This window comes from Vibrio splendidus 12E03 (assembly GCF_000272105.2).
Classification (GTDB): Bacteria; Pseudomonadota; Gammaproteobacteria; order Enterobacterales; family Vibrionaceae; genus Vibrio; species Vibrio splendidus_I.
Map to the genome: position 1 here is coordinate 44,709 of NZ_AJZD02000183.1, position 22,147 is coordinate 66,855.

The following is a 22,147-nucleotide window of genomic DNA, read 5'->3' on the forward strand; positions in this document are numbered from 1 at the left end:
GAATATTATGTTTGATTACGAAAGCTTACGACTTATTTGGTGGGTATTGATCGGTGTTCTACTGGTTGGTTTCGCCGTAACTGATGGCTTTGATATGGGTGTTGCCGCTCTGTCACCTGTTATCGGTAAGAGCGACACTGAACGTCGTATTATGCTAAACACGATTGCCCCTCACTGGGATGGTAACCAAGTTTGGCTTATCACTGCGGGTGGTGCATTGTTTGCTGCATGGCCACTGGTTTACGCGACGTCTTTCTCTGGTTTCTACTTTGCAATGTACGTGACGCTAGCAGCACTTTGGCTACGTCCACTTGCTCTTGACTACCGCTCTAAGATCGAAGATCCAAAATGGCGCAAAACTTGGGACTATGCACTTTGCTTTAGTGGCGCAGTACCACCAATCATTTTCGGTGTGGCATTTGGTAACCTACTACAAGGTGTTCCATTTGAACTGAACGAATTTATGATGTCTAAGTACCATGGTACGTTCTTCGCTCTGCTTAACCCATTTGCATTGCTTTGTGGTGTGTTGGCTCTGATGTTGTTCGTGATGCAAGGTGCAACATGGCTTCAAATGAAGACAACAGAAGAGCTGCACGCTCGTGCTCGTAACGTTGCTCAGATCACTGGCCTAATTGCTATTGCTCTATTCGTTATTGGTGGTTTCTGGGTTCAATCTATCGAAGGCTATGTAATTACGAGCACTATCGATACGTTTGCTGACTCAAACCCATTAAACAAAGAAGTATCACTTCAAGTGGGTGCTTGGATGACAAACTTCGAAACATATCCAGCAATGTGGGCTGCGCCGATCCTTGGTGTAGCGATGCCACTGCTTGCTGTGATTGCATCTCGCTTTGAGCGTGGTGGTTTCGCATTCTTGTTCTCAAGCCTATCGAACGCTGGTGTTATTTTAACGGCTGGTTTTGCAATGTTCCCATTCGTAATGCCATCAAGCCTGAACCCTAACCAAAGCTTGACTATGTGGGATTCAACAGCGAGTGAGCTAACGCTTGGTCTTATGACTGTCGTTGCGGCGGTAATGGTTCCTGTGATTCTTGGCTACACAACTTGGACATACTACAAAATGTTCGGTCGTCTAGATAAGAAACACATCGAAGATAACGACGTTTCAGCTTACTAAGCTAGAAGTTAAATAACTTAGGAGAAATTTTATGTGGTATTTCGCATGGATTTTGGGTGTACTTCTAGCATGTGCATTCGGCATCATCAATGCTCTATGGCTAGAGCATTCAGAAATGATGGACAAGGACAGTGAGTAATCTCGCAGAGCAAATCGCTAAGCTGCATCAACCAATGGATAAGACTCTGCTTAGAGCCTTATCCCTAGTATTGGGTTTCATGCATGTGGGTTTAGTGATGTGGGATCCTGAAGCGTATGCGACAAGCATCGGTGGCTTTAACGCGATCATCGGGCCAATGTTCATTTGGGCAGTATGCTCAAGCATGGTTTACGGTATCGGATTTAAGCCAAGAGCTTGGATGTGGCAGCTACTGTTTAGCCCATATGTTTCACTCACAATTTTGCTCTACCTAACGACGCTGCGCCTTCTATAAAAGGCAAAGGATTTAGGTTCATAACAACGTGAGCCTTTATACTTGTTGGGTTTTTAGCCAAAAAGAGGTCATCTTATACAGATGGCCTTTTTTTTCGTCTCTCAAATCAAAAAATTCACAGCGATATACTATTAATGATAAGGAGTTAGGTTATAGTGAGATCTTTATCGTTTTGGATTGTGGTATCAAATTGCAGGGATTATCTAAGCCATATACGTGGCCAGTGACAGTGTATTACGAAGACATCGATGCGGGTGGCGTTGTATACCATTCAAACTATCTTAAGTTTTTCGAACGCGCTCGAACTGAGATGCTGCGCTCAATTGGCGTTTCTCAGCAAGTATTGTTAGAACAAAACATCGGTTTTGTAGTCCGACATATGGACATTGATTTTATTCAAGGCGCGCGTCTTGATGATTCTTTACAAGTCATTACAAATATTTACGAGTTGAAGCGAGCTACCTTGGTCTTCTGTCAAGAGATCGTAAATCCTGATGGCAAGGCATTGTGTAAAGCAATGGTTAAGGTAGCATGTATCGATAATCAAAAAATGAAACCCAAAGCAATGCCAACATTTATTCTCACGGAGCTAACGAATAGTGACTGCTGAAATCTCAATCTTAGGCCTAATTTTAGAAGCTAGTTTACTAGTTAAGATGGTCATGCTGACTCTTATGGGCATGTCTGTTGTTTCTTGGGCGATGATCATAAAAAGAAGTAAAGTGTTATCTCAAGCTTCTAAACAAACAGAAGTGTTTGAAGACAAATTTTGGTCAGGCGTTGATCTTGCAAAACTGTACCAAGAGAGCAACAAACGCAAAGACGAGCTTTCTGGTACTGAAGAAATTTTCTACGCAGGCTTTACTGAGTTCGCTCGCCTTCGTAAATCGAATGCAACATCACCTGACTTCATTATGGAAGGCACTGGCCGTGCGATGCGCGTTGCCGTTGCTCGTGAAGTTGATGAACTAGAAACTAACTTACCTTTCTTGGCGACTGTTGGCTCTATCAGCCCATACATCGGCCTATTTGGTACGGTTTGGGGCATCATGCACTCATTCATCGCATTAGGTGAAGTGAAGCAAGCGACGCTCGCAATGGTTGCTCCTGGTATTGCAGAAGCACTGATCGCAACAGCAATGGGTCTATTCGCTGCGATTCCAGCGGTAATGGCGTACAACCGCTTCAGCAGCCGAGTAGGCAAGTTAGAGCACAACTACGCGACTTTCTCTGAAGAGTTCCACAGTATTCTTCACCGTCAAGCGATGGCTGGCAGGGAATAATAGATGGCTGGATACCAACCTAAAAAACGCAAAATGACAGCAGAGATTAACGTTGTACCTTACATCGACGTTATGCTTGTTTTGCTGATCATTTTTATGGTGACTTCGCCGTTTGTTACTCAAGGCGTTGACGTTGAACTGCCTCAGGCTTCAACGGCTAAATCGGCACAAGACCTACTGGGTGACGACAACGCAAGTTTCATCATCGTTGAAGTGAACAAAGACGGTGAACTTGGTTTGAGCGTTAATGACGAAGAAGTACAGCGTGGCTTATCTATGGAAGATATTATCGTCCGTGTGAAAGCCGAGTTGTCTCTGAAGCCAAACTCTCCAGTGGCGGTTGGTGGTGATGCCGCAACGCCATACGCTGAAGTGGTTTTATTACTTGATGAATTAAGCCGTGCAGGTGTGCCAAAGGTTGGCCTTTTAACGGATATAAGGGAATAGCTCCGTAGCATTCATGAAAGCGAATAATAAAAAATCCAATAATTTCAGATCACCGCTTCTTATTTCTCTTGGGCTGCACGTCATTTTATTCGTTGCGCTCATTTGGGGAGCGGATTTCACGATGTCAGAGCCAAAACCTACAGGGCAGATGGTTCAAGCAGTGGTGATTGATCCTCAGTTGGTTCGTCAGCAAGCTCAACAGATTCGTCAACAAAGAGAAGCGGCAAGCAAGAAAGAGCAAGAGCGTCTAGACAAACTGAGACGTGAAAGCGAACGACTTGAAAAGAATCGTAAAGCTGAAGAAGAAAATATTCGCAAGCTAAAAGAACAGCAAGCGAAAGAGGCTAAAGCGACTCGTGAAGCTGAAAAGCGCCGAGTTGAGAAAGAGAAACAGCGCAAAGCTGAAGAAGCGCGTTTACAGCAAGAGCAAAAGAAAGCCGCTAAAGCCGAAGCTGACCGCAAGTTGAAAGAAGCGGCGTTAGTGAAAGCCGAGAACGAGCGTAAAGCCAAAGAAGCGGCAATCGCAAAAGCTGAACAAGAACGCGTGGCAAAAGAAAAAGCCGCGAAAGAGGCAGCAGACAAAGCTCGTAAAGAAAAAGAAGCCGCTGAACGTGCTGAAAAGCAGCGTATAGCGAAAGAGAAAGAAGCGGCAGCAGCAGCGGAGAAAGCCCGTAAGGCTAAAGAAGCTGCAGCAAAAGCAGAAAAAGAGCGTAAACAACAAGAAGCAGCATTGAACGATATCTTTGCTGGCCTTGAAACGGAAGCGACTCAAAACTCTTCAGCAAGACAGCAATTTATTACTGATGAAGCACAGCGTTACGGCGCTATTTATACCCAACTGATTCAGCAGAACCTGTTGTTAGAAGACAGCTATAGAGGACGCTCATGTCGAGTGAACCTTAAGCTGATTCCAACGGGCTCTAACGCGATATTGGGTAGCTTAAGTATCTTAGATGGCGATAGCCGTTTATGCGCAGCAACCAAGCGTGCTGTGGCACAAGTGCAATCTTACCCGTTGCCGAAAGACCCAGACATTGTGAAATCACTGAAAGACATTAACTTACTTGTATCACCAGAGTAAAAGGACGAACTTGTGTTAAAAAAACTATTACTGAGTTTTGTTTTTGTAATAGCGACAAGCAGCCAGTTTGCACACGCGGCACTGGAGCTGGTTATTACAGACGGTATTAACTCCGCAAGACCTATCGCTATTGTCCCTTTCCGTTGGGAAGGCGCAGAGCCGCTACCACACGATGTATCAGCAGTTATCGCTTCTGACTTACAACGTAGTGGTAAATTCAGCCCAGTTGCGACAAGCAAAATGCCTCAAACGCCTTACAGTGAAACTGAGGTGAACTTTGATGCTTGGACCAACCTAGGTGTTGACTCACTGCTTACAGGTAGCATCACTAAAAATGCTGAAGGGCAATATGTAGTCAACTACCAGTTGATTGACATTGTTCGTGGTCAACTGACCAAAGGACAAAGCCGTGCGTTAAGCGACGAAGGCCAATTAGTACTTTCTAAAGATCACGTTTTGTTCAACAAGAAAGCGACGGTTCCGGGCAAACGCTTGAGAGAGTACGCGCACCGTATTTCTGATTTAGTGTATGAAGAACTGACTGGTGAGAAAGGCGCGTTTTTAACTCGTATTTCTTACGTGGTAGTGAACGACAAAGACAAATACCCATACCAACTTCGTGTTGCTGATTACGATGGTTTCAATGAGCGTTTAGTACTTCGTTCTAAGCAGCCTCTCATGTCTCCCGCATGGTCACTAGACGGTAAAAAGCTAGCTTATGTGAGCTTCCAGAATGGTCAAGCTGAAATATTCATCATGAATATTTACACGGGTGAACGTGAGAAAGTGACGTCATACCCTCGTCACAATGGTGCGCCAAGATTCTCGCCAGATGGTAAAACATTGGCATTGGTATTGTCGAAAACGGGCAGCCTTCAGGTGTACACACTTGACCTTGCTAGCCGTAAGCTGACTCAAATTACCCGCGGCCGTTCGAATAATACTGAGCCATTCTGGCACCCAGATGGCAAGTCTCTAATTTTCACATCGGATCGTGGTGGTAAACCACAGATTTATAATGTAAATTTGTCAAATAATTCGACTTCTCGTATTACTTGGCAAGGTAGCCAAAACTTAGGTGGCCAGATCACACCTGATGGACGATTCCTAATCATGGTCAATCGTAGCAACTCAGGTTTTAACTTGGCTAAGCAGGATTTGGAAACAGGTGCGGTTCAGGTACTAACAAAAACATTGTTAGACGAATCTCCAAGTATTGCACCGAATGGAGGTATGGTTATCTATAGCTCTATTTACAACAAGACAAACGTACTATCGATGGTTTCTATCGATGGCCGTTTCAAAGCTAGATTACCGGCAACCAACGGACGTGTAAGAGCGCCTGCATGGTCACCGTTCCTCTAGTTTAAGTGATACATTCTATTAGCTATTGATAGTGTTAACTATTGTGGCGTTTAACTATCTATAGCACTTAGTCGCTGTAGAAACTAAGTTTGATAACGTAAGGAAAAAAAAGATGCAACTTAACAAAGTTCTTAAAGGCTTGATGATTGCACTACCAGTGATGGCAGTAACGGCATGTAGCTCAACTGATGAAGCAACATCTGCAACATCTGGTACTGAAAGCAACCAAACAACTTCAGGTTCAGAAGGCAACGTAGACACAACTGTTGTAACGCCAATTGACGCTAACGGTCAACTGTCTGAGCAAGAGCTTAAAGAGCAAGCGCTACGTGAAACTCAAACAATCTACTTCGCATTCGATAACTCTACTATCGCTGGCGATTACGAAGAAATGCTAGCAGCTCACGCAGCTTACCTAGTTAAGAACGTTGACATGAACGTTACTATTGAAGGTCACGCTGATGAGCGCGGTACTCCTGAGTACAACATCGCACTTGGCGAGCGTCGTGCACAAGCTGTAGCGAAATACCTACAAGCTCTAGGTGTTCAAGCAGACCAAATCTCTATCGTAAGCTACGGTGAAGAGAAGCCACTTCTTCTAGGTCAATCTGAAGATGTGTACGCTAAAAACCGTCGCGCAGTACTAGTTTACTAATTTTAGTAGGCTATATAATTGAGGAATTGCCTCATGTTCAGTAACACAAAGCGAGTTATTTTGCTTTCGTTACTGGCAAGTGCAGCGAACACCGCGTTCGCTGCACCAGCTCCAGTATCCGATCTCAATAGCACCGCAACTAATTCATCATCTTCCTCTCGAGCAGCGTCTGCATCTAACGAATCAGATATTGAGCGTTTAGAACGCCTGCTTCAAAATCGCAACCTTGTTCAGCTTCAAATGCAACAGCAAATCGACGACATGGCACTGGAGATCAGTGAACTTCGTGGTGAGCTGGAACGAAATAGCTACGATATGAAGCAAATGCTAGAGCGCCAACGTGAACTGTTCATTGAACTGGACCGTGTGAGAGGTGAGGTGAAAGCAGCAGGCACCGCAACGGTAGCAGTGGCGGCGAGTGAAGGCTCTAAAGACGCTTCTGGTACGTTCAGTACTGATGTGGATGAGCAAACCGCTTATCAAAATGCTGTAGATATGATTCTAAAGCAACGAGACTACACGGGTGCGATTGCCGCATTCCAAAAGTTTCAAAAAGACTTCCCAGATTCTACCTTCACACCTAACTCACATTACTGGTTAGGTCAGCTTTATTTCGCTAAGAAGCAAGATAAAGAAGCCGTGAAGAGCTTTGCCGCTGTTGTGTCGTACAAAGACTCAAACAAGCGAGCAGATGCACTGGTTAAGCTTGGTGACATAGCTGCGCGCAACAACAACGCGACGCAAGCTAAGAAATATTACCAACAAGTCGTGACCGAGTACCCAAATAGTGCTTCGGCAAAAGTGGCGAAAACCCACTTATAAAACAAAATAGGGGTGCTTAGGCGCCTCTTTTTTATACCTGATTACTTCCGTTTAGTGTTTACTTATCTTCTTTGTGATGCCAACACGTCGCCTTGTTTATGCGTTTTAAGCATTAGCTAGCCACTGCTTGCAACCAATCCTTTTTGATCCCAATCGCTGTCCTGTGTAGAATACTCGGATTCTCGGAAGAAGTTGCGTAGAGCAAGAGCAATGAGTCATATACTAGATAAAATCGATACAGTTTACCCGTTTCCGCCGAAGCCAGTTCCATTGAGCGACGCTCAGAAACAGGCCCACATCGCGAACATCAAAAAACTACTTCAGGAAAAAGATGCAGTTCTAATTGCACACTACTATACAGATCCTGAAATTCAGGCTCTGGCTGAAGAAACTGGTGGTTTCGTTGGCGATTCTTTAGAAATGGCTAAGTTCGGTAACCGTCATTCAGCAAGCACTTTGATCATCGCTGGTGTTCGTTTCATGGGTGAGTCTGCGAAGATTCTGACGCCTGAAAAACGCATTCTAATGCCAACACTTGAAGCTGAATGTTCACTTGATCTTGGTTGTCCAGCTGACAAGTTTACAGAATTTTGTGATGCTCACCCTGACCATACCGTGGTTGTATACGCGAACACCTCTGCAGCTGTTAAAGCTCGTGCAGATTGGGTAGTGACGTCGAGCATCGCTTTAGAAATCGTTGAAAGCCTAGACGCTGAAGGCAAACCCATTATTTGGGGCCCTGACCGTCACCTAGGTTCTTACATCGCAAATCAAACTGGCGCTGACATGTTGCTTTGGCAAGGTGAGTGTATCGTTCATGATGAGTTCTCAGCTGATGCTTTGAAGAAAATGAAATCGGTATACCCAGAAGCGGCTATCTTGGTTCACCCAGAATCACCAGCAAGTGTGGTTGAACTGGCTGATGCCGTAGGCTCTACAAGCCAACTGATCAAGAAAGCAAAAGAGCTGCCTCATCCACAGATGATTGTTGCGACAGACAAAGGCATCTTCTTCAAGATGCAACAATTGGTTCCTGAAAAAGAGCTGATTGAGGCGCCGACAGCGGGTGCTGGTGCAACGTGTCGTAGCTGCGCACACTGTCCTTGGATGGCAATGAACGGCCTTGAAGCGATTGAAAACGCGCTTGAGAATGGTGGTGAGCAACACGAAATCTTCGTTTCTGACGAATTACGCGTTAAGTCTCTTATTCCATTGAACCGCATGCTAGATTTTGCAGAGCAGTTAAATGTGCAGGTAAAAGGTAACGCGTAAGCCGCTCTTTTATCTAACCCAAAAAACCAGCCAATCGTGCTGGTTTTTTTGTACCTGCGTATAGGCCGCCAATATCAATCTTGTGGTCATGTATCTTTTTCTGATGATACATCTTGTTGATATCAGGTATTTTTTCTAGCATGTAAGTAAGAGGAAAAGATTAGAGGCTCGAATGATAATCTGGTTACAACTCAAACGCTGGATCAAAGCAAACATCTTTGTTTTGAACGGCAAAAATTTACTGTTCACTTTTCTTGGCTACATCGCTTTATCGTGGTCGATGCTGTATTTGGCGGGTGAAACAGATTTAACCAGTTCGGTTACCGTATTCGCTTACTATTTGGTGGTGACGGCTTCTACAGTTGGTTATGGTGATTTATCCCCAACCACGGTAGCGGGGCAGTGGATCGTTATTCTATTTGTGATTCCAGGCGGGTTGAGCCTTTTCGCCGCGTTACTCGGTAAAGTGGCGACAGAAGGTGTTGAATATTGGCGAGCGGGCTTGCTAGGAAAAAGGAGAGTTAGAGTGGACAACCACATTTTGATGTTGGGGTGGAATGAGCAAAGAACCATTCATCTCATCCGCATGCTACAACACGAAGAAACGGGTAAACGACCAATCGTGTTATGTACGCGCTCAGATATCGAAAACCCGTTACCCGGTGAAATTAACTTCGTCAAAGTAAACAGCTACACCGATGGCAAAGAGATGGAGAAAACGGGCATTGAGTCTGCAAGTTGCATCCTGATTGATAATCCAGAAGACGACATTACGTTATCTGCGGCGCTTTACTGTGCCAACCGAAACCCTAAGGCACACCTTCTTGTTTACTTTAAAGACGAAGCGTTGAGCGATTTGCTACATAAGCATTGCCCTAACTCAGAATGTATTCCAGCTGTGGGGGCTGAGATGCTAGCAAAGGCTGCAGTAGACCCAGGATCAAGTGCGCTTCATCAAGAGTTATTGAGCTCAACAAGAGGCATGACACAGTATTCAACGTACTTCCCTGAAGACGCTGAGCCTGTCACCGTCGCGCCTATTTTCTCTGTGTTTAAAGAGAAGTATCAAGCAACACTGATCGCCATTGATACGGGGAGCGGTATTGAACTCAACCCAGAGTTAGATCAAGTGGTCAGCAGTGGCACTAAGCTGTTCTATATTGCCGACGAGCGAATTGATGACTTCGATTGGAAAGGCTTCTAAAGCGACTATTTTCATCTCGTCTAGAAACGAAAAAAGGCCTCATAATGAGGCCTTTTGGTATGTATAAAGCCAACTTTTATTGAGCTTCAGCCAGCGCAATACCGCGCTGTGTTAGACCGCAAAGCATTACAGGTACAGCGTTAAAGATCTCTTCAAATTGCTCTAGGCCTTCGATGCCTTGCTCTGCAAGCGTAGCAATTGACGTTTCTGGATCGTAAAGCATGCTCAGTGACAGCAGGACACCGCCAACGAGTGCGTTATCTTCGCTCTCTTCAGGCATTAGTGTTTCCCAATCGTCGCGAGCAATCTGCCAGCCTTGAAGCAAGCCTTCACAAAAATCACGAGCGGCAGTGTTCACCACTTCTTCGTCGTCTAATTGACAAGCTTCAGGCCAAACCCAAGTCCCTTCAATCAGTTCTGGGCGGGTTTTATTCCAAAGCTCGATGATAACTTCAATGTAGCTTTCTAGCTGTTCACCATCCGTAAAAGGTGCGACTTCTTCGCCACCCCATAAGAACGGTAGCCACTCATGCGGGGTTAACACATTCGGTGCCGCTGCCATTGCAGTGACAAAGCCCATTGTTTTGTGTTCTGTGATTAGCTTTCCTTCCAACTCTGGAAGCGCAAGAATATCTTGTAAAGTCAAAGTGAGGTACCGTAAAAGGGAACATATTTGCGCTTATAGTACCAATGAACTTGTGCCAATCAAGCTTCAATCTAAAAAGGCTTGATGTCATGGATGATAAACACTAGGTTTAACAGAAAAGAAAACAATAAAAGAATTATGCAGATACGGTCGTCTTTAAAGAAAAAAAGCATGGTAGCGCTCGGATTATACCTTGCGATGTTTATTGCCATTGTCGGTAGTGTGACGTATTACGTCGTAGAATCCCCTGTGCGCGCCAAATTACAACAAAACCTCGACTTGCGTACGCAACTGTTATCCGCATTGATTACAGAGCCACTCAGTAGTTCTCGAGGCTTCGTAGACAGTCTCGTTGGGTTTGCTCAAGCGCATCGTAACGGTGATGATGTTATTCCGCTCTTTAAGTCCATGTTGGCGGCGAGCGACGATACGATTGTCAGTGCCGGTATTTGGCCCGAACCTTATGCGCTTGATTCTAAAAAGCTTCTCAACAGTTACTTTTTTAATAAAGCCGACGATGGAATAATCGACCAGATATATTCTTACAACAACCCCAAAAATGCCCCTTATCAAGAAGAGTATTGGTACACCTCTGTCGTCAACCAAAAACAAGGCACTATCTCTTGGAGTGATGTGTATATCGACCCATACACACACGTTCGAATGATTACGGCGTCTTCCCCTTATTATTACGACGGTACTTTTGCCGGTGTTGCCACGGTGGATCTCTCGCTCGAAGAGCTGCTTGGTTTTATCAAGAACCACGCCGAAGAATACAACCTTGGCATTACGCTCAGAGATAAGCTTAACCAAGAGTTGGTATCGCATAACTTTAATCTCGTTGAAGGCATTTACATCAGTAGCAATCAATTTGGTGATTTTGGCTGGCAAGTGGATGTGGTGAACTCCAAATCACGGGTAGCAGACGAAGTGTTTCGTCAAGTGATGAGCATTGAAGGCGGTATTGTTCCGCTGCTGCTACTTTGTGTCATGGCGGGGTATTACTTATTGAACCGTTATTTGATTAGTCCAATCACAAGGATTGCAGCACAGGTTGATAGCTCGAAAGCGGGCGAAATCATTGATGTGGATTACTCGAGTGATGACGAAATCGGCCATTTGATTAAAACCTTCAACGAAAAGACCATTTATCTCGAAGCGGAAAAGGTTAAAGCTCAGGCATCCACCAATGCAAAAACCGCTTTCCTTGCGACCTTGTCACATGAAATTCGCACTCCGATGAATGGAGTATTGGGTACCGCTCAAATCCTATTAAAAACGCCTCTAAATTCTGAACAAGAGAAGCATCTAAAGAGTTTGTATGAGTCCGGCGATCATATGATGACCCTGCTCAACGAGATCTTAGACTTCTCGAAGATCGAGCAGGGCAGGTTGGATCTTGATGAAACGCGTTTCCCGCTTGATTCGATCATCGGCAGTATTAACAGTGTTTACTACACATTGTCTTCCGAGAAAGGGCTTCAATTCAAAGTGTACTCTGAGGTACCTTCGGGTCGTTGGTACTTCTCAGATAAAGCTCGCCTTCGCCAAATCTTGTTTAATCTATTGAACAACGCGGTGAAGTTCACCTCCAGAGGCTTTGTTGAGGTGTACCTGAAAGAAGTGGTTGAGGGGAGTGACACCTATCTAAGCATTCGAGTTCGTGATACCGGAATTGGTATATCTAAAGAAGCTCAAAAGCGAATTTTTAAACCGTTTGAACAAGCGGAGTCTTCGACTACAAGGCGTTTTGGTGGAACAGGCCTTGGCTTAGCAATAGTGAAGAAAATTGCCCAATTGATGGATGGCAGTATTACCGTCACCAGTGAAGAAGGGATAGGCACGAGCTTTGATGTGCGCTTGAAGATTCAACCATGCCAGCCTGGCGAGATCGAGAGTCTGCCACATAAGAAGTTGGACTACTCAGGCTTAAAAGTACTGATCGTTGAGGATAACCGAACGAATACGGTGATCATAGAAACCTTCATGAGCAGTAAAGGCTTTACTTGTAAGAGCGTCGAAAACGGTGAGCTTGCGATACAAGCCGTGGTTGCTGAGCCCTTTGATTTGGTACTCATGGATAACCATATGCCAGTGATGGACGGCGTTGAATCAACTACAGCGATTCGTGCTTTGATCGGTGAAGTGTCATCAGTATTGGTATTTGGTTGTACGGCTGATGTCTTTAAAGAGACTCGCGAGCGCATGCTGGGGGCGGGTGTGGATTATATTATCGCAAAGCCAATCGATGAGCGTGAGCTAGATGATGCGTTGTTCCGCTATTCAAATAAGCTTTACCAATACCATGAAGTAAAAGAGGATGATCTCGAAAGCCAAGCAGTAAAACAACGTGATTCTAAAAGTAAAAGCGAGTCACTGCCTAAACCTGATCTGCGAAACAAAGATAACACCGAAGAGCTATTAGTGACCTTGTATGTGGCACTAGAAGACAACAACCTAGAACTGATTCAATTTGCGCTAGAGAGCCTACGTGTTCACGTTGAACCAATGAACAATGCTGAACTTACTTATCAAGTTGATAAAGCGTTAGAGCAGGTTTCATTAGGGACTCCACCTACACAAGATGTCATCAATATTATTACTGTAAACCTACCGATGGCTTAAATGTTGTTTAATTACGGTAAGTAAACAACGAGTTGTCTAATGTTTGACCTTGGTTTGGATTTTTGGTTGAAGTGACTGCTTTTTAAGTGGTTTTTGGTTGTTAATTTACAACTTGATTTTTAATTTGGAATGTATGACTACTTATCTTGTGATTTAATAGTGCCATTATCTGGTTGGGTGTGAAAGTGCCTTGTTTATATGTTGCTAAATCACTAAATAGGTAGTGATATATTTTAGGTTTAACGCTCAATGAAGTCTCGTGGTCCATTTTGTATTCGTAACGCAGCGGCGGATACATTTGCTATGGTAGTTTTCTGTTTTATCTCTGGCATGATCGTAGAAGTGTTTATTTCTGGTATGACGTTCGAGCAATCTCTTGCTTCTCGAACGTTATCTATTCCGGTAAACATTGCTATCGCTTGGCCTTATGGCGTTTTTCGTGATTGGTTCTTGCGCAACGGTGCAAAGCTTTCAGAAAGCTCATTGATGAAAAACTTGTCTGATTTGATGGCATACGTGTTATTCCAATCTCCTGTGTATGCCGGGATTTTGTTGGCAGTGGGTGCTTCAGGCGACCAGATCGTGACGGCTGTAACCAGTAATGCCGTTATCTCGTGCGGTATGGGTGTACTTTACGGCTACTTCCTAGATATGTGCCGAAAATGGTTTCGAGTCCCGGGCTACTATCAACAAGCTTAAGAAAAGCAACAAGCGTAAGTGCAGCGAAAGAATGAAATTTGGTTTGTTTTTGATCTAATGAGTTAATTTGTAATCGAACAAACCGAAAAAGGCACTTTTTTTGAGAATGCCCCTTGACCAAAGCAAGCAGAATCAATAAAGTAGCGCCTCGTTGAGTGACATGCTCAACACACAATTTGTGGAAGGATGGCTGAGTGGCTTAAGGCGCTCGCCTGGAAAGCGAGTATACGTTTATAGCGTATCTGGGGTTCAAATCCCCATCCTTCCACCACTATTCAAAACCCTAGCAGAAATGCTGGGGTTTTCTCGTTTTAGAGCTCCTATATTCACGTAATCTGCCTCCTTCCATGACGTCGCCTTTTCAAATCCTTTTTGTGATGGCCTTTGCTCTGTTTATGTTGAAACACATTGATCCAGATTAGCGATTGATATCACCGATAAACGCTTGATTTCTTGGTCTGGATCTACAAGATTAAGAGTAAGCAACATTTTGAATAATCTTAACTCTTAGGAATCTATAGCATCATGACAGAAACCCTCGTTTCTCCAATGCTCTCCTTTACTATTGCGATCTCATTACTGTTTATTGGTAAAGGTTTAATCGAGCGCTCTGAAGTATTAAGGAAGTACTCTTTACCAGAGCCAGTTATTGGTGGTTTTGTTTGTGCCGCTACCGTGGCTGCGCTTTATTATCTGTTTGAAATCCAGATCACTTTTAGCCTAGATGTCAGAGACTTTTTGCTACTTTACTTTTTTGCTGGTATTGGGCTTCAAGCGGATATTAAAACACTGATTAAAGGCGGGCGACCGTTGTTCATTCTATTGTTTCTTGCTGCCGTCTTTATCGTTCTGCAAAACGTGGTAGGGATGGCTGTAGCTTCTGGCTTTGGAATGGATCCTAAAGCGGGTTTGTTATCGGGCTCTGTTAGCTTAATCGGTGGCGTAGGTACAACGTTAGCGTGGGCGCCAATGTTTGTGGAAGAGTTTGGTATCGCTAACGCGCTAGAGCTAGGTGTGGCGTCAAATACGGTTGGTTTAATTGCTGCGTGTGTGATTGGTGGCCCGATTGCCAACTATCTACTCAATAAACACAAAGTGAGCCCTTCTAATGAAGAAGAGGTCACGGTTGGTTCATTCCAAGAAAGTGAAACAAAGACAGAGCTAAGCCACTACGGCGTTCTGTGGGCGTGGTTAATCCTAAACTTAACACTGATGCTGGGTTACAGCTTGAGTGAGGTTATCGACTCAATGGGCCTAAAACTGCCGTTATTCGTTAGCTGTTTGATCGCAGGTATCCTAATCGGAAACGTCGGTCGAGCACTGTTTAAGAAGCGTCGTACACAAGAGAAAATCGCTCAAGGCCGCAAAGGTTTAGCGATGATCTCTGACATCTGCTTAGGCATGTTCTTAACTATGGCATTGATGGGGTTGCGTATCTGGGATCTCGATGGACTGTTTGGCTATATCTCTGTTGTCATGAGTATCCAGATCTTGCTTTCGCTGTTGTTTACTGTGTTTGTCGTTTATTACTTGATGGGAAGAAACTACGACTCTGTGGTGATATGTTCAGGCTTCGGTGGTATCACTCTAGGCTCGACCGCAACAGCAATTGTGAACATGACGGCAGTAACTCATCGCTATGGCGCAAGCCCACAAGCATTCATTGTGGTGCCATTAGTGTGTGGTTTCTTTGTTGATTTGATCAACGCGCTAGTGATCAGTTTCTTTGTTGGTCTGTAGTGAAGTGACCGGTTATTAACTGCTTGAGGTTTACATCGGGATAATGATCACAAAGGCGATGACGAAAGTTGTCGCCTTTGTTTTATCGACAGCAAGCTAAAACACGTATATCAGCCTTTGATGTGATGTTTTGAAGTGACTCGGTGCACAAGTTAGTAAGCACAATTCCGATCTCGATAAATTGGGATACGTGTTCGCAGCAAATTTGTGAGACGCTTGATTAAGTGTCAGTTGAATCACAAGGAAGTTGAATGCACCACTTTAATCTCCGTGCGCTTGAGTATCTGAATGCGTTATCAAAATATGGGTCACTGCGTAAGGCATCTAAGATGATGAATGTTGACCCTGCGGCAATGAGTAGAATGCTGACGCAGCTTGAAGCACAAGCAGAAATGAAGGTGTGGGAACGCAACAATCGTCAATCACTGCTGACTGAGGCGGGCAACGAACTGTTGAATTACTACCGCTCCATTGTTCGCAGTGAAACGGCGGTGCTGGCTCGTCTAACTAAGTTGAAAAACCTAAAGGGCGGTAACGTTAGCATTGCGATTGGGGAAGGGTTTATTACTAACTTGGTCTCTAAACCGATGCAAACCTTCATGGCTCGATACCCTGATATCAATTTATCGATTGAGATAGCTGGTGCTTTAGATGCTGTGAAAATGTTGGAAGATCAACAGATCGATTTCGCGATCACCTATGCATCTGCACCGCACCCTAAACTCCATTCACACGTCGAGCGTAGTCACCCTCTAGAGCTTATTGCGCCAAAAGGGCACGTACTGACGACCCAAGAAGTACCAGTGACACTGCAAGATATTAAAGGTGCTTCTCTTGCCTTGATCGATAACTCGACCGGTATGGGGAGGCTCGTAAAGCAGGCCGAACAAATCTCCCACCTTACCTTGCAGCCAAAGCTTCAAACCAATTCGGTGACCGCACTGACTAACTTTGTTTTAGCTGGATTAGGCGTAACTTTTATGCCTAAGCTCACTGTGATCGATGAGATCAAGTCAGGACAGATTGAAGTGGTTGCGACCGAGTTGGAGATGCTATCGAAGGCGACGGTGAAAGTTCAATCTTTGAAAGGTCGCGCCCTCACGCTACAGGCCGAAACCTTGTTAGATTTCTTACTTGAAAATGCTACTTTCTTGAGTCATGACGCTTACAATATCTAGGCTTCATCGATTTATTTAGCGACGCCTCCCAAGTTCCCAAATACCGCCAATATCACAGTTTCAAACTGCCGAATTAGTTTTTAAGTAGAATTGACATTTTATCAACATCATCTCTATTGTTAAGTCAACATGTGCGGAATAAGTTACAAATCATTAACGAAACGAGTTTTAGACTGACAGCTGTGTTCGGCAGATTTTGGCCTTGTCGGACATTAGGGGAAGAGAATGGAAGTAATTGTGATTGGCAGCGGTGTTATTGGCTTGACCAGTGCTTGGTATCTGGCGAAAGAGGGCCACTCGGTGACGGTTATTGATCGTCAAGATAGTAGTGGCAAGGAAACCAGCTTTGCGAATGCTGGGCAGATTTCTTACGGTTATTCTTCACCATGGGCGGCGCCTGGGATTCCGTTGAAAGCAATGAAATGGCTTACCCAAGAGCACGCTCCCTTAAAGGTGACCCCGTCACTTTCTCCGGAATTAGTGGCTTGGGCGACTAAGATGTTGGCCAACTGTAACGAAGCCAAGTACGCCGTGAATAAGTCACGCATGTTAAGAGTGGCGAACTTCAGTCGAGAGTGTCTCACTCATCTAAGAATCAGTGAAGATTTGGCTTATGAGGGCAGGCAGAAAGGCACCTTGCAAGTATTCCGAAGCGAGAAGCAACTCGATGCGATTCAGCAGGATATGAAGCTATTAACAGAGAGTGGAATCAAACACTCGCTGTTTGATGTTGAGCAGTGTCTGTCAGTGGAGTCGGGTTTAGCGGACGTTAAAGACAAGCTGGTGGGCGGCTTATATTTACCTCATGATGAAACCGGTGATTGTCATCAGTTCTGTTTAGCGCTGACTGAGAAGGCCAAGCAACTTGGTGTTAGGTTCGTGTTTGATACTGAAGTGGTAAGTTTGAATCATCAGAATCAAAACATCGAGAGTATTACAACGTCTCAAGGTGTATTCAAAGCGGACGCTTACGTAGTTGCATCAGGCAGTTATTCTCGAGATCTGTTGAGACAAGTCGACTTATCTATCCCGGTTTATCCAGTCAAAGGTTATTCACTAACACTACCGATCGTGAATGTAGATAAGTCACCAACCTCGACTGTTATGGATGAAACCTACAAGGTCGCGATGACGCGATTTGATGATCGTATTCGCATTGCTGGTACGGCAGAGCTTGCTGGCTTCAATTATCTTATTCCTGAAAAACGTAAAGCCACGATTGATATGGTGATAAAAGATCTTTTCCCACTGGCGGGGGATTTCTCTAAGGCAGAATACTGGACTGGATTAAGGCCAATGACGCCGGATGGTACGCCTATAATCGGCGAGACGCCTATCAAGAATCTATTTACCAATACAGGCCATGGAACTCTAGGTTGGACAATGGCGTGTGGCTCAGGAAAGATCTTGGCAAGCGTGGTCAGTGGCTCAGCTAGTGATATTAAAACTGATGACTTGAGTATCCACCGATATATGTAAAAGCAAGCCGTTAGTTATCTTGCCTATGGCTTGATGATACCGACATTAGGAGCATAAAGCGGATGCTCCTAATGTTGTAAATCTAGGTGCATGGTTTTAAGTTTCTTCTATTTATAATCACGAGATGAATTGAGACTTAAATGACCTTAGCTCTGGCGGTAGCTTCTTATTTACGAGGTTAATAGCTTTACGATGTTCTAATCCAATGGATCTCACTACGTCCCCAAAATGTTGGTTAAAAAATAGCTCGAACTGACCAGTGAGTTTGTAGTCTTGCAGTTTGTCATCCAGTAATTGAGCTAGTTGTGTTTTGTCTGGGTGGACATAGAAGACCAGTGGGAGAGGGTAATAAAGCACAATACTTTTTTCTATGACTAACCCATCCAGGGAATAGGTATGTTCTTGGTATATGCTTTTAACTTCATTAGCTCCTAGTGACACATAATCACATTTTTTATCTGAGAGAAGTTTAAGAATCTCTAGTAACGTTCCTTGCTCTAGTACCCGGTATCCATTTGCTCTAAACAGCTCAGCATCAGCCCATGTCGCAGGAATTCCAGCGATAAGTGATTTCAGTTTATTGCTGTTGATATTATGGAATGTGGGTTGATCTTGCTCCCTAATTATTAGGATACGGTGTCCTAATAAGCCTTTACAAATTGGAGAGTTGAGTTTGATTGCAGGCTTATCAGCAAATTTACGGTTTCCCGCCACCGTGACGAGTACATCATAATTCTTGCGGAATATATTTCCTTCATCCTCAGCTCTTGGAAAGTCTGTATTATCGCTGTGAACGACAATAGGTTCGTTCGGATCCCAATTCAACAAGCTATGAATTAGCTCCAACTCATAGTGCTGTCTTTTACCTGATTTATTGCCATTCCAAAAGTTAAACATAGTTGTCCTAAAGGGGAACTTACATTTTATGGCTGGTATGCTGACATAGGTTTAGTGATCAAGAAAGCGCTTTCTTTTGTTTTTGAGGGAATCATACATAGATACAGTCTATGTATGTTGAGAATCGCGACGGAAAGGCTATTTTAAAGAAAGCACATAAGTTCATTGATGGGTGAGAGGTTCGACGATTAGGAAAGACGATGGGGGCACTATTAGTGAGTTTTAACTTATTGTTTTTAAATTATTTTTCGTGTTAGCGAACAATTAATGTGACGAATGGCACTGTTGTGTATTTCTATTCTCAATCTATTCTAAATTTGTGATCTATGGTTCGTTTCACCGAAATGTAAGTTGAAGAATCACTCTATCGGCTTATTATCCATCTAAAGAAAGCGGTTTCTTGATGCGAGTAACCGATAGTGAATCGAAAACACCCCCTTTTTTTAAAGTTAAAAGAAAGCGCTTTCTTTCTGGTTATTATCATTAAAAGGACAACGTGATGCACAAAAAGACATTGATTGCTTCGCTCGCCATTGGAGCTTTATTCGGAGCCTCTGTACAAGCAGATGAAGTTAAGCAGGGTGGTACACTAACGGTGCCAATTATCAATACTGGCTTTGTTGAAAACTTTAACCCTTATACAACTAAAGACTTACTGCATGGGGTAATGTTTGAGCCATTGGTCGTATTCAACAACATGACAGGTGATGTTGATTATCGCCTGGCTGAGTCGGTTGAGTATTCAACTGACCTGAAAACATTGACGCTTAAGTTACGAGAGAATTTGAAGTGGTCTGATGGTTCAAAGTTAACAGCAGACGACGTTGTTTTTAGCTTTATGTTGACTAAAGAGGCACCAGCTTTTGACCAGAAAGGTATTTGGTCTTCAGGTAATTTAAAAGAAATCAAATCTATTGACGCGCGAACCGTCGTGTTTGAGCTGACGGAAGCGGATTCTACATTTGCTTGGAACTTAGAGCGTTACCATATTGTACCAAAGCATGTTTGGTCGAAAGTTGAAGAGCTGACAACGTTTACCAACCTTAACCCGGTAGGTAGTGGTCCAATGACGACGGTTAAATACATTAAACCGCAACAGATGGAGCTGTGCCGAAACCCAAATTACTATTTAGAAAATAGACCTTATTTAGATTGCATCAACTTCCGTTCTTACAATGACAACTCTCAGATCCAACCTGCCTTAATCAAAGGTGAGATTGATTGGGGTTCAAATTTTATTGCTGACGTTGAGTCAACATTTGTCGATATGGATAAAGAAAATAACCATTTTTGGTATCCAGCAAATGATGCGATCCACCTTTACGTAAATACCAAAGAAGCGCCATTTGATGACTTAAGAGTACGCCAAGCACTTTCTATGGCACTTGATCGTGAAACCATCGTTGATATTGCTGCCTACGGTTATCCGACCGCAAACTTCAATGTTGGTGGCATCGGTGAGCTATACGAAACGCACATTGATAAAAATGTATCTAAGAAATATGGCTATCTAACTAATTACGATGTTGAAAGAGCAAACGCTTTACTTGATGAAGCGGGTTTAGTTGACAAAAACGGTGATGGATTCCGCGACAAAGCAAACGGGGAAACGGTTGAGTTTGATATTGAGGTGGTAAACGGTTGGACCGACTGGATCCAAGTGGTTCAGATGGTATCTGAATACTTTGAAGAAGTGGGTGTGAAAGCAAACGTTAAGACCGTGGATTGGGCGGTATATGACAGCAATTTGAAAGAAAGCAAATATACCATGTCAATTAACTGGTCAATGGTAGCGACAAACCCAATCTTGGCGTACCAAGAGTACTTCTCAACGTCTCGAATCGGGAAAACTTGGCATGCTGGTCACGGTGTTAATTCACCAGAAATCGACGCATTGATCGACAGCTTCGGCAAAATTGGTGATGCAGAGCAGCAAGAGAAAGTGTTGAGTGAACTTCAGGAGTTTACCGCTGAAAACCTTCCCTTTATCCCTCTATTTTCTAACCCAACTTGGTTCCAATACAGTACTAAACATATTGTTGGTTGGCCAAGTGAAAAAGACCCATACGTACAGCCAGTATGGTACGACGGTGGTAAGAGAGTAATTATTCTCAACAATCTACACCTTAAGTAAGTTATTTTTGAGAGGGCTACAGCTTAGGTTGTAGCCCCTAGGTTAAAAGATTTTTATGTCGTTTTTAATGCGCCGATTTGGCTTCTATTTTACCGCTTTCTTAATCGCTATATCGTTTAATTTCATGTTGCCTCGCCTAATGCCAGGTGACCCTGTTGATGCTCTTTTCGCTGCAGCTCAAGGTCGAATGGATCCTGCTCAAATGGATGCTGTTCGAGAAATGTACGGTTTTGTTGATGGCAATGTTTTCGAACAGTACTTCGCTTATATGAAAAGCGTATTTACTCTGGATTTGGGGCCATCAGTACTTATGTTTCCTGTAAGTGTCTCAGATGTCCTTGCTATGGCACTGCCGTGGACTATGTTTCTCGCGCTTGGTTCGCTGATTGTCGCTCTCATCATTGGTGTCAGTATTGGTACGTATGCATCGTATCGACGTGAAGGGCTATTTGGACAAATTGTTCCGCCAGTTTTGGCATTTATTAGTAATTTCCCGTACATCGTGACCGCGTTACTGTTGTTCTATTTCTTCGGTTTAAAACTTGAACTATTGCCTTTGGCATACACCTATGACCCATCGTTAGAGCCAGGTTTTACATGGGAGTTTATTTCCAGTGTAGCCAAACACGCTGTGTTGCCTATGGGCTCAATGGTCTTGGTTGGTATCGCAACATGGGTCTTCAATATGCGTAATGCGATGATCAACGTGTTGGGTGAGGATTACGTAACGATGGCAGAGGCCAAAGGCTTGAGTAGTTATCGTGTTATGTATCGCTATGCTGGTCGAAATGCCATCCTTCCTGTTGCGACCGCTATTGCAATGGCAATCGGATTCTCATTCGCAGGTTCAATCATGACCGAAGTGGTTTTTAACTACCAAGGCTTGGGGAACATCCTTCTTAAAGGCATCGTTGCTCGTGATTACCCACTTATCCAAGCCATTCTTCTTATCTTGGTGACAGCGGTACTAACCGCTAACTTTATTGCCGACCTCCTATATGTCTGGCTTGACCCTAGAATCTCGAATTGAGGCGCATGATGG

General features: G+C 43.9%; 21 protein-coding genes and 1 tRNA gene. 20 read left to right on the top strand and 2 right to left on the bottom strand.

Features of this window, described 5'->3' with window-relative positions; genetic code table 11:
* Positions 1 to 7: 7 nt before the first annotated feature.
* The 12 genes from cydB to A142_RS12835 all read left to right on the top strand — a co-directional run bounded on the left by cydB (position 8) and on the right by A142_RS12835 (position 9,707).
* Positions 8 to 1,144: a cytochrome d ubiquinol oxidase subunit II gene (gene cydB, locus A142_RS12780; RefSeq protein ID WP_019821033.1), complete on the top strand. Its 1,137-nt coding sequence runs from the start codon at positions 8 to 10 to the stop codon at positions 1,142 to 1,144.
* 31 nt (positions 1,145 to 1,175) lie between these two features.
* A complete protein-coding gene (gene cydX / locus A142_RS12785) occupies positions 1,176 to 1,283 on the top strand; it encodes a cytochrome bd-I oxidase subunit CydX (RefSeq protein WP_000270284.1) in 108 nt (35 codons plus the stop codon).
* Positions 1,276 to 1,578 carry a cyd operon protein YbgE gene (ybgE, locus tag A142_RS12790; protein ID WP_017067532.1) on the top strand — a complete coding sequence of 101 codons (303 nt, stop codon included), beginning with the start codon at positions 1,276 to 1,278 and terminating at the stop codon, positions 1,576 to 1,578. Before cydX ends, ybgE begins: the two co-directional genes overlap by 8 nt.
* A gap of 172 nt (positions 1,579 to 1,750) precedes the next feature.
* Positions 1,751 to 2,188, top strand: a complete 438-nt coding sequence (gene ybgC, locus A142_RS12795; RefSeq protein ID WP_019821040.1) for a tol-pal system-associated acyl-CoA thioesterase — start codon at positions 1,751 to 1,753, stop codon at positions 2,186 to 2,188.
* Positions 2,178 to 2,861, top strand: a complete 684-nt coding sequence (gene tolQ / locus A142_RS12800) for a protein TolQ (protein ID WP_017062073.1) — start codon at positions 2,178 to 2,180, stop codon at positions 2,859 to 2,861. Before ybgC ends, tolQ begins: the two co-directional genes overlap by 11 nt.
* A 3-nt stretch (positions 2,862 to 2,864) precedes the next feature.
* Complete coding sequence (gene tolR, locus A142_RS12805; RefSeq protein WP_017062072.1) at positions 2,865 to 3,308, top strand: protein TolR; 444 nt, start codon at positions 2,865 to 2,867, stop codon at positions 3,306 to 3,308.
* A 13-nt stretch (positions 3,309 to 3,321) separates the two neighbouring features.
* Complete coding sequence (gene tolA, locus A142_RS12810) at positions 3,322 to 4,389, top strand: cell envelope integrity protein TolA (protein ID WP_019821043.1); 1,068 nt, start codon at positions 3,322 to 3,324, stop codon at positions 4,387 to 4,389.
* A gap of 12 nt (positions 4,390 to 4,401) precedes the next feature.
* Positions 4,402 to 5,754, top strand: coding sequence for a Tol-Pal system beta propeller repeat protein TolB (tolB, locus tag A142_RS12815; RefSeq protein WP_019821045.1), 1,353 nt, complete (start codon positions 4,402 to 4,404; stop codon positions 5,752 to 5,754).
* Positions 5,755 to 5,866: 112 nt separating this feature from the next.
* Positions 5,867 to 6,409 (top strand): peptidoglycan-associated lipoprotein Pal, encoded by a 543-nt coding sequence (gene pal / locus A142_RS12820; protein ID WP_017062069.1) that lies wholly within the window; start codon positions 5,867 to 5,869, stop codon positions 6,407 to 6,409.
* 33 nt (positions 6,410 to 6,442) lie between these two features.
* On the top strand, positions 6,443 to 7,231 hold the full coding sequence (gene ybgF, locus A142_RS12825) for a tol-pal system protein YbgF (RefSeq protein ID WP_029405341.1): 789 nt from the start codon (positions 6,443 to 6,445) through the stop codon (positions 7,229 to 7,231).
* Positions 7,232 to 7,441: 210 nt separating this feature from the next.
* Positions 7,442 to 8,503: a quinolinate synthase NadA gene (nadA, locus tag A142_RS12830; RefSeq protein ID WP_017062067.1), complete on the top strand. Its 1,062-nt coding sequence runs from the start codon at positions 7,442 to 7,444 to the stop codon at positions 8,501 to 8,503.
* A gap of 172 nt (positions 8,504 to 8,675) precedes the next feature.
* Positions 8,676 to 9,707: a potassium channel protein gene (locus A142_RS12835; protein WP_019821052.1), complete on the top strand. Its 1,032-nt coding sequence runs from the start codon at positions 8,676 to 8,678 to the stop codon at positions 9,705 to 9,707.
* Positions 9,708 to 9,783: 76 nt separating this feature from the next.
* On the opposite strand, the gene A142_RS12840 is transcribed toward A142_RS12835, so the two are convergent.
* Positions 9,784 to 10,353 (bottom strand): UPF0149 family protein, encoded by a 570-nt coding sequence (locus A142_RS12840; RefSeq protein ID WP_017062064.1) that lies wholly within the window; start codon positions 10,351 to 10,353, stop codon positions 9,784 to 9,786.
* 171 nt (positions 10,354 to 10,524) lie between these two features.
* On the opposite strand from A142_RS12840, the gene A142_RS12845 reads away from it, so the two are divergent.
* The 6 genes from A142_RS12845 to A142_RS12870 all read left to right on the top strand — a co-directional run bounded on the left by A142_RS12845 (position 10,525) and on the right by A142_RS12870 (position 18,074).
* A complete protein-coding gene (locus A142_RS12845) occupies positions 10,525 to 12,978 on the top strand; it encodes a hybrid sensor histidine kinase/response regulator (RefSeq protein ID WP_019821055.1) in 2,454 nt (817 codons plus the stop codon).
* Positions 12,979 to 13,227: 249 nt separating this feature from the next.
* The gene (locus A142_RS12850) at positions 13,228 to 13,677 is read left to right on the top strand and encodes an L-alanine exporter AlaE (protein WP_017062062.1); all 450 of its coding nucleotides are present in this window, start codon (positions 13,228 to 13,230) and stop codon (positions 13,675 to 13,677) included.
* A gap of 180 nt (positions 13,678 to 13,857) precedes the next feature.
* Positions 13,858 to 13,948, top strand: a tRNA-Ser gene (locus tag A142_RS12855).
* Between the two features lie 254 nt (positions 13,949 to 14,202).
* The gene (gene gltS / locus A142_RS12860; RefSeq protein ID WP_019821058.1) at positions 14,203 to 15,417 is read left to right on the top strand and encodes a sodium/glutamate symporter; all 1,215 of its coding nucleotides are present in this window, start codon (positions 14,203 to 14,205) and stop codon (positions 15,415 to 15,417) included.
* Positions 15,418 to 15,668: 251 nt separating this feature from the next.
* On the top strand, positions 15,669 to 16,595 hold the full coding sequence (locus tag A142_RS12865; RefSeq protein ID WP_019821060.1) for a LysR family transcriptional regulator: 927 nt from the start codon (positions 15,669 to 15,671) through the stop codon (positions 16,593 to 16,595).
* Between the two features lie 225 nt (positions 16,596 to 16,820).
* Complete coding sequence (locus tag A142_RS12870; RefSeq protein WP_019821062.1) at positions 16,821 to 18,074, top strand: D-amino acid dehydrogenase; 1,254 nt, start codon at positions 16,821 to 16,823, stop codon at positions 18,072 to 18,074.
* 117 nt (positions 18,075 to 18,191) lie between these two features.
* Here the strand turns inward: A142_RS12870 and A142_RS12875 are convergent, their stop codons facing one another.
* Positions 18,192 to 18,971: a hypothetical protein gene (locus A142_RS12875; RefSeq protein WP_019821064.1), complete on the bottom strand. Its 780-nt coding sequence runs from the start codon at positions 18,969 to 18,971 to the stop codon at positions 18,192 to 18,194.
* A 499-nt stretch (positions 18,972 to 19,470) separates the two neighbouring features.
* On the opposite strand from A142_RS12875, the gene A142_RS12880 reads away from it, so the two are divergent.
* Positions 19,471 to 21,105 (top strand): ABC transporter substrate-binding protein, encoded by a 1,635-nt coding sequence (locus A142_RS12880; protein WP_019821066.1) that lies wholly within the window; start codon positions 19,471 to 19,473, stop codon positions 21,103 to 21,105.
* Positions 21,106 to 21,160: 55 nt separating this feature from the next.
* Positions 21,161 to 22,135 carry an ABC transporter permease gene (locus A142_RS12885; RefSeq protein WP_019821068.1) on the top strand — a complete coding sequence of 325 codons (975 nt, stop codon included), beginning with the start codon at positions 21,161 to 21,163 and terminating at the stop codon, positions 22,133 to 22,135.
* Positions 22,136 to 22,147: the final 12 nt, after the last annotated feature.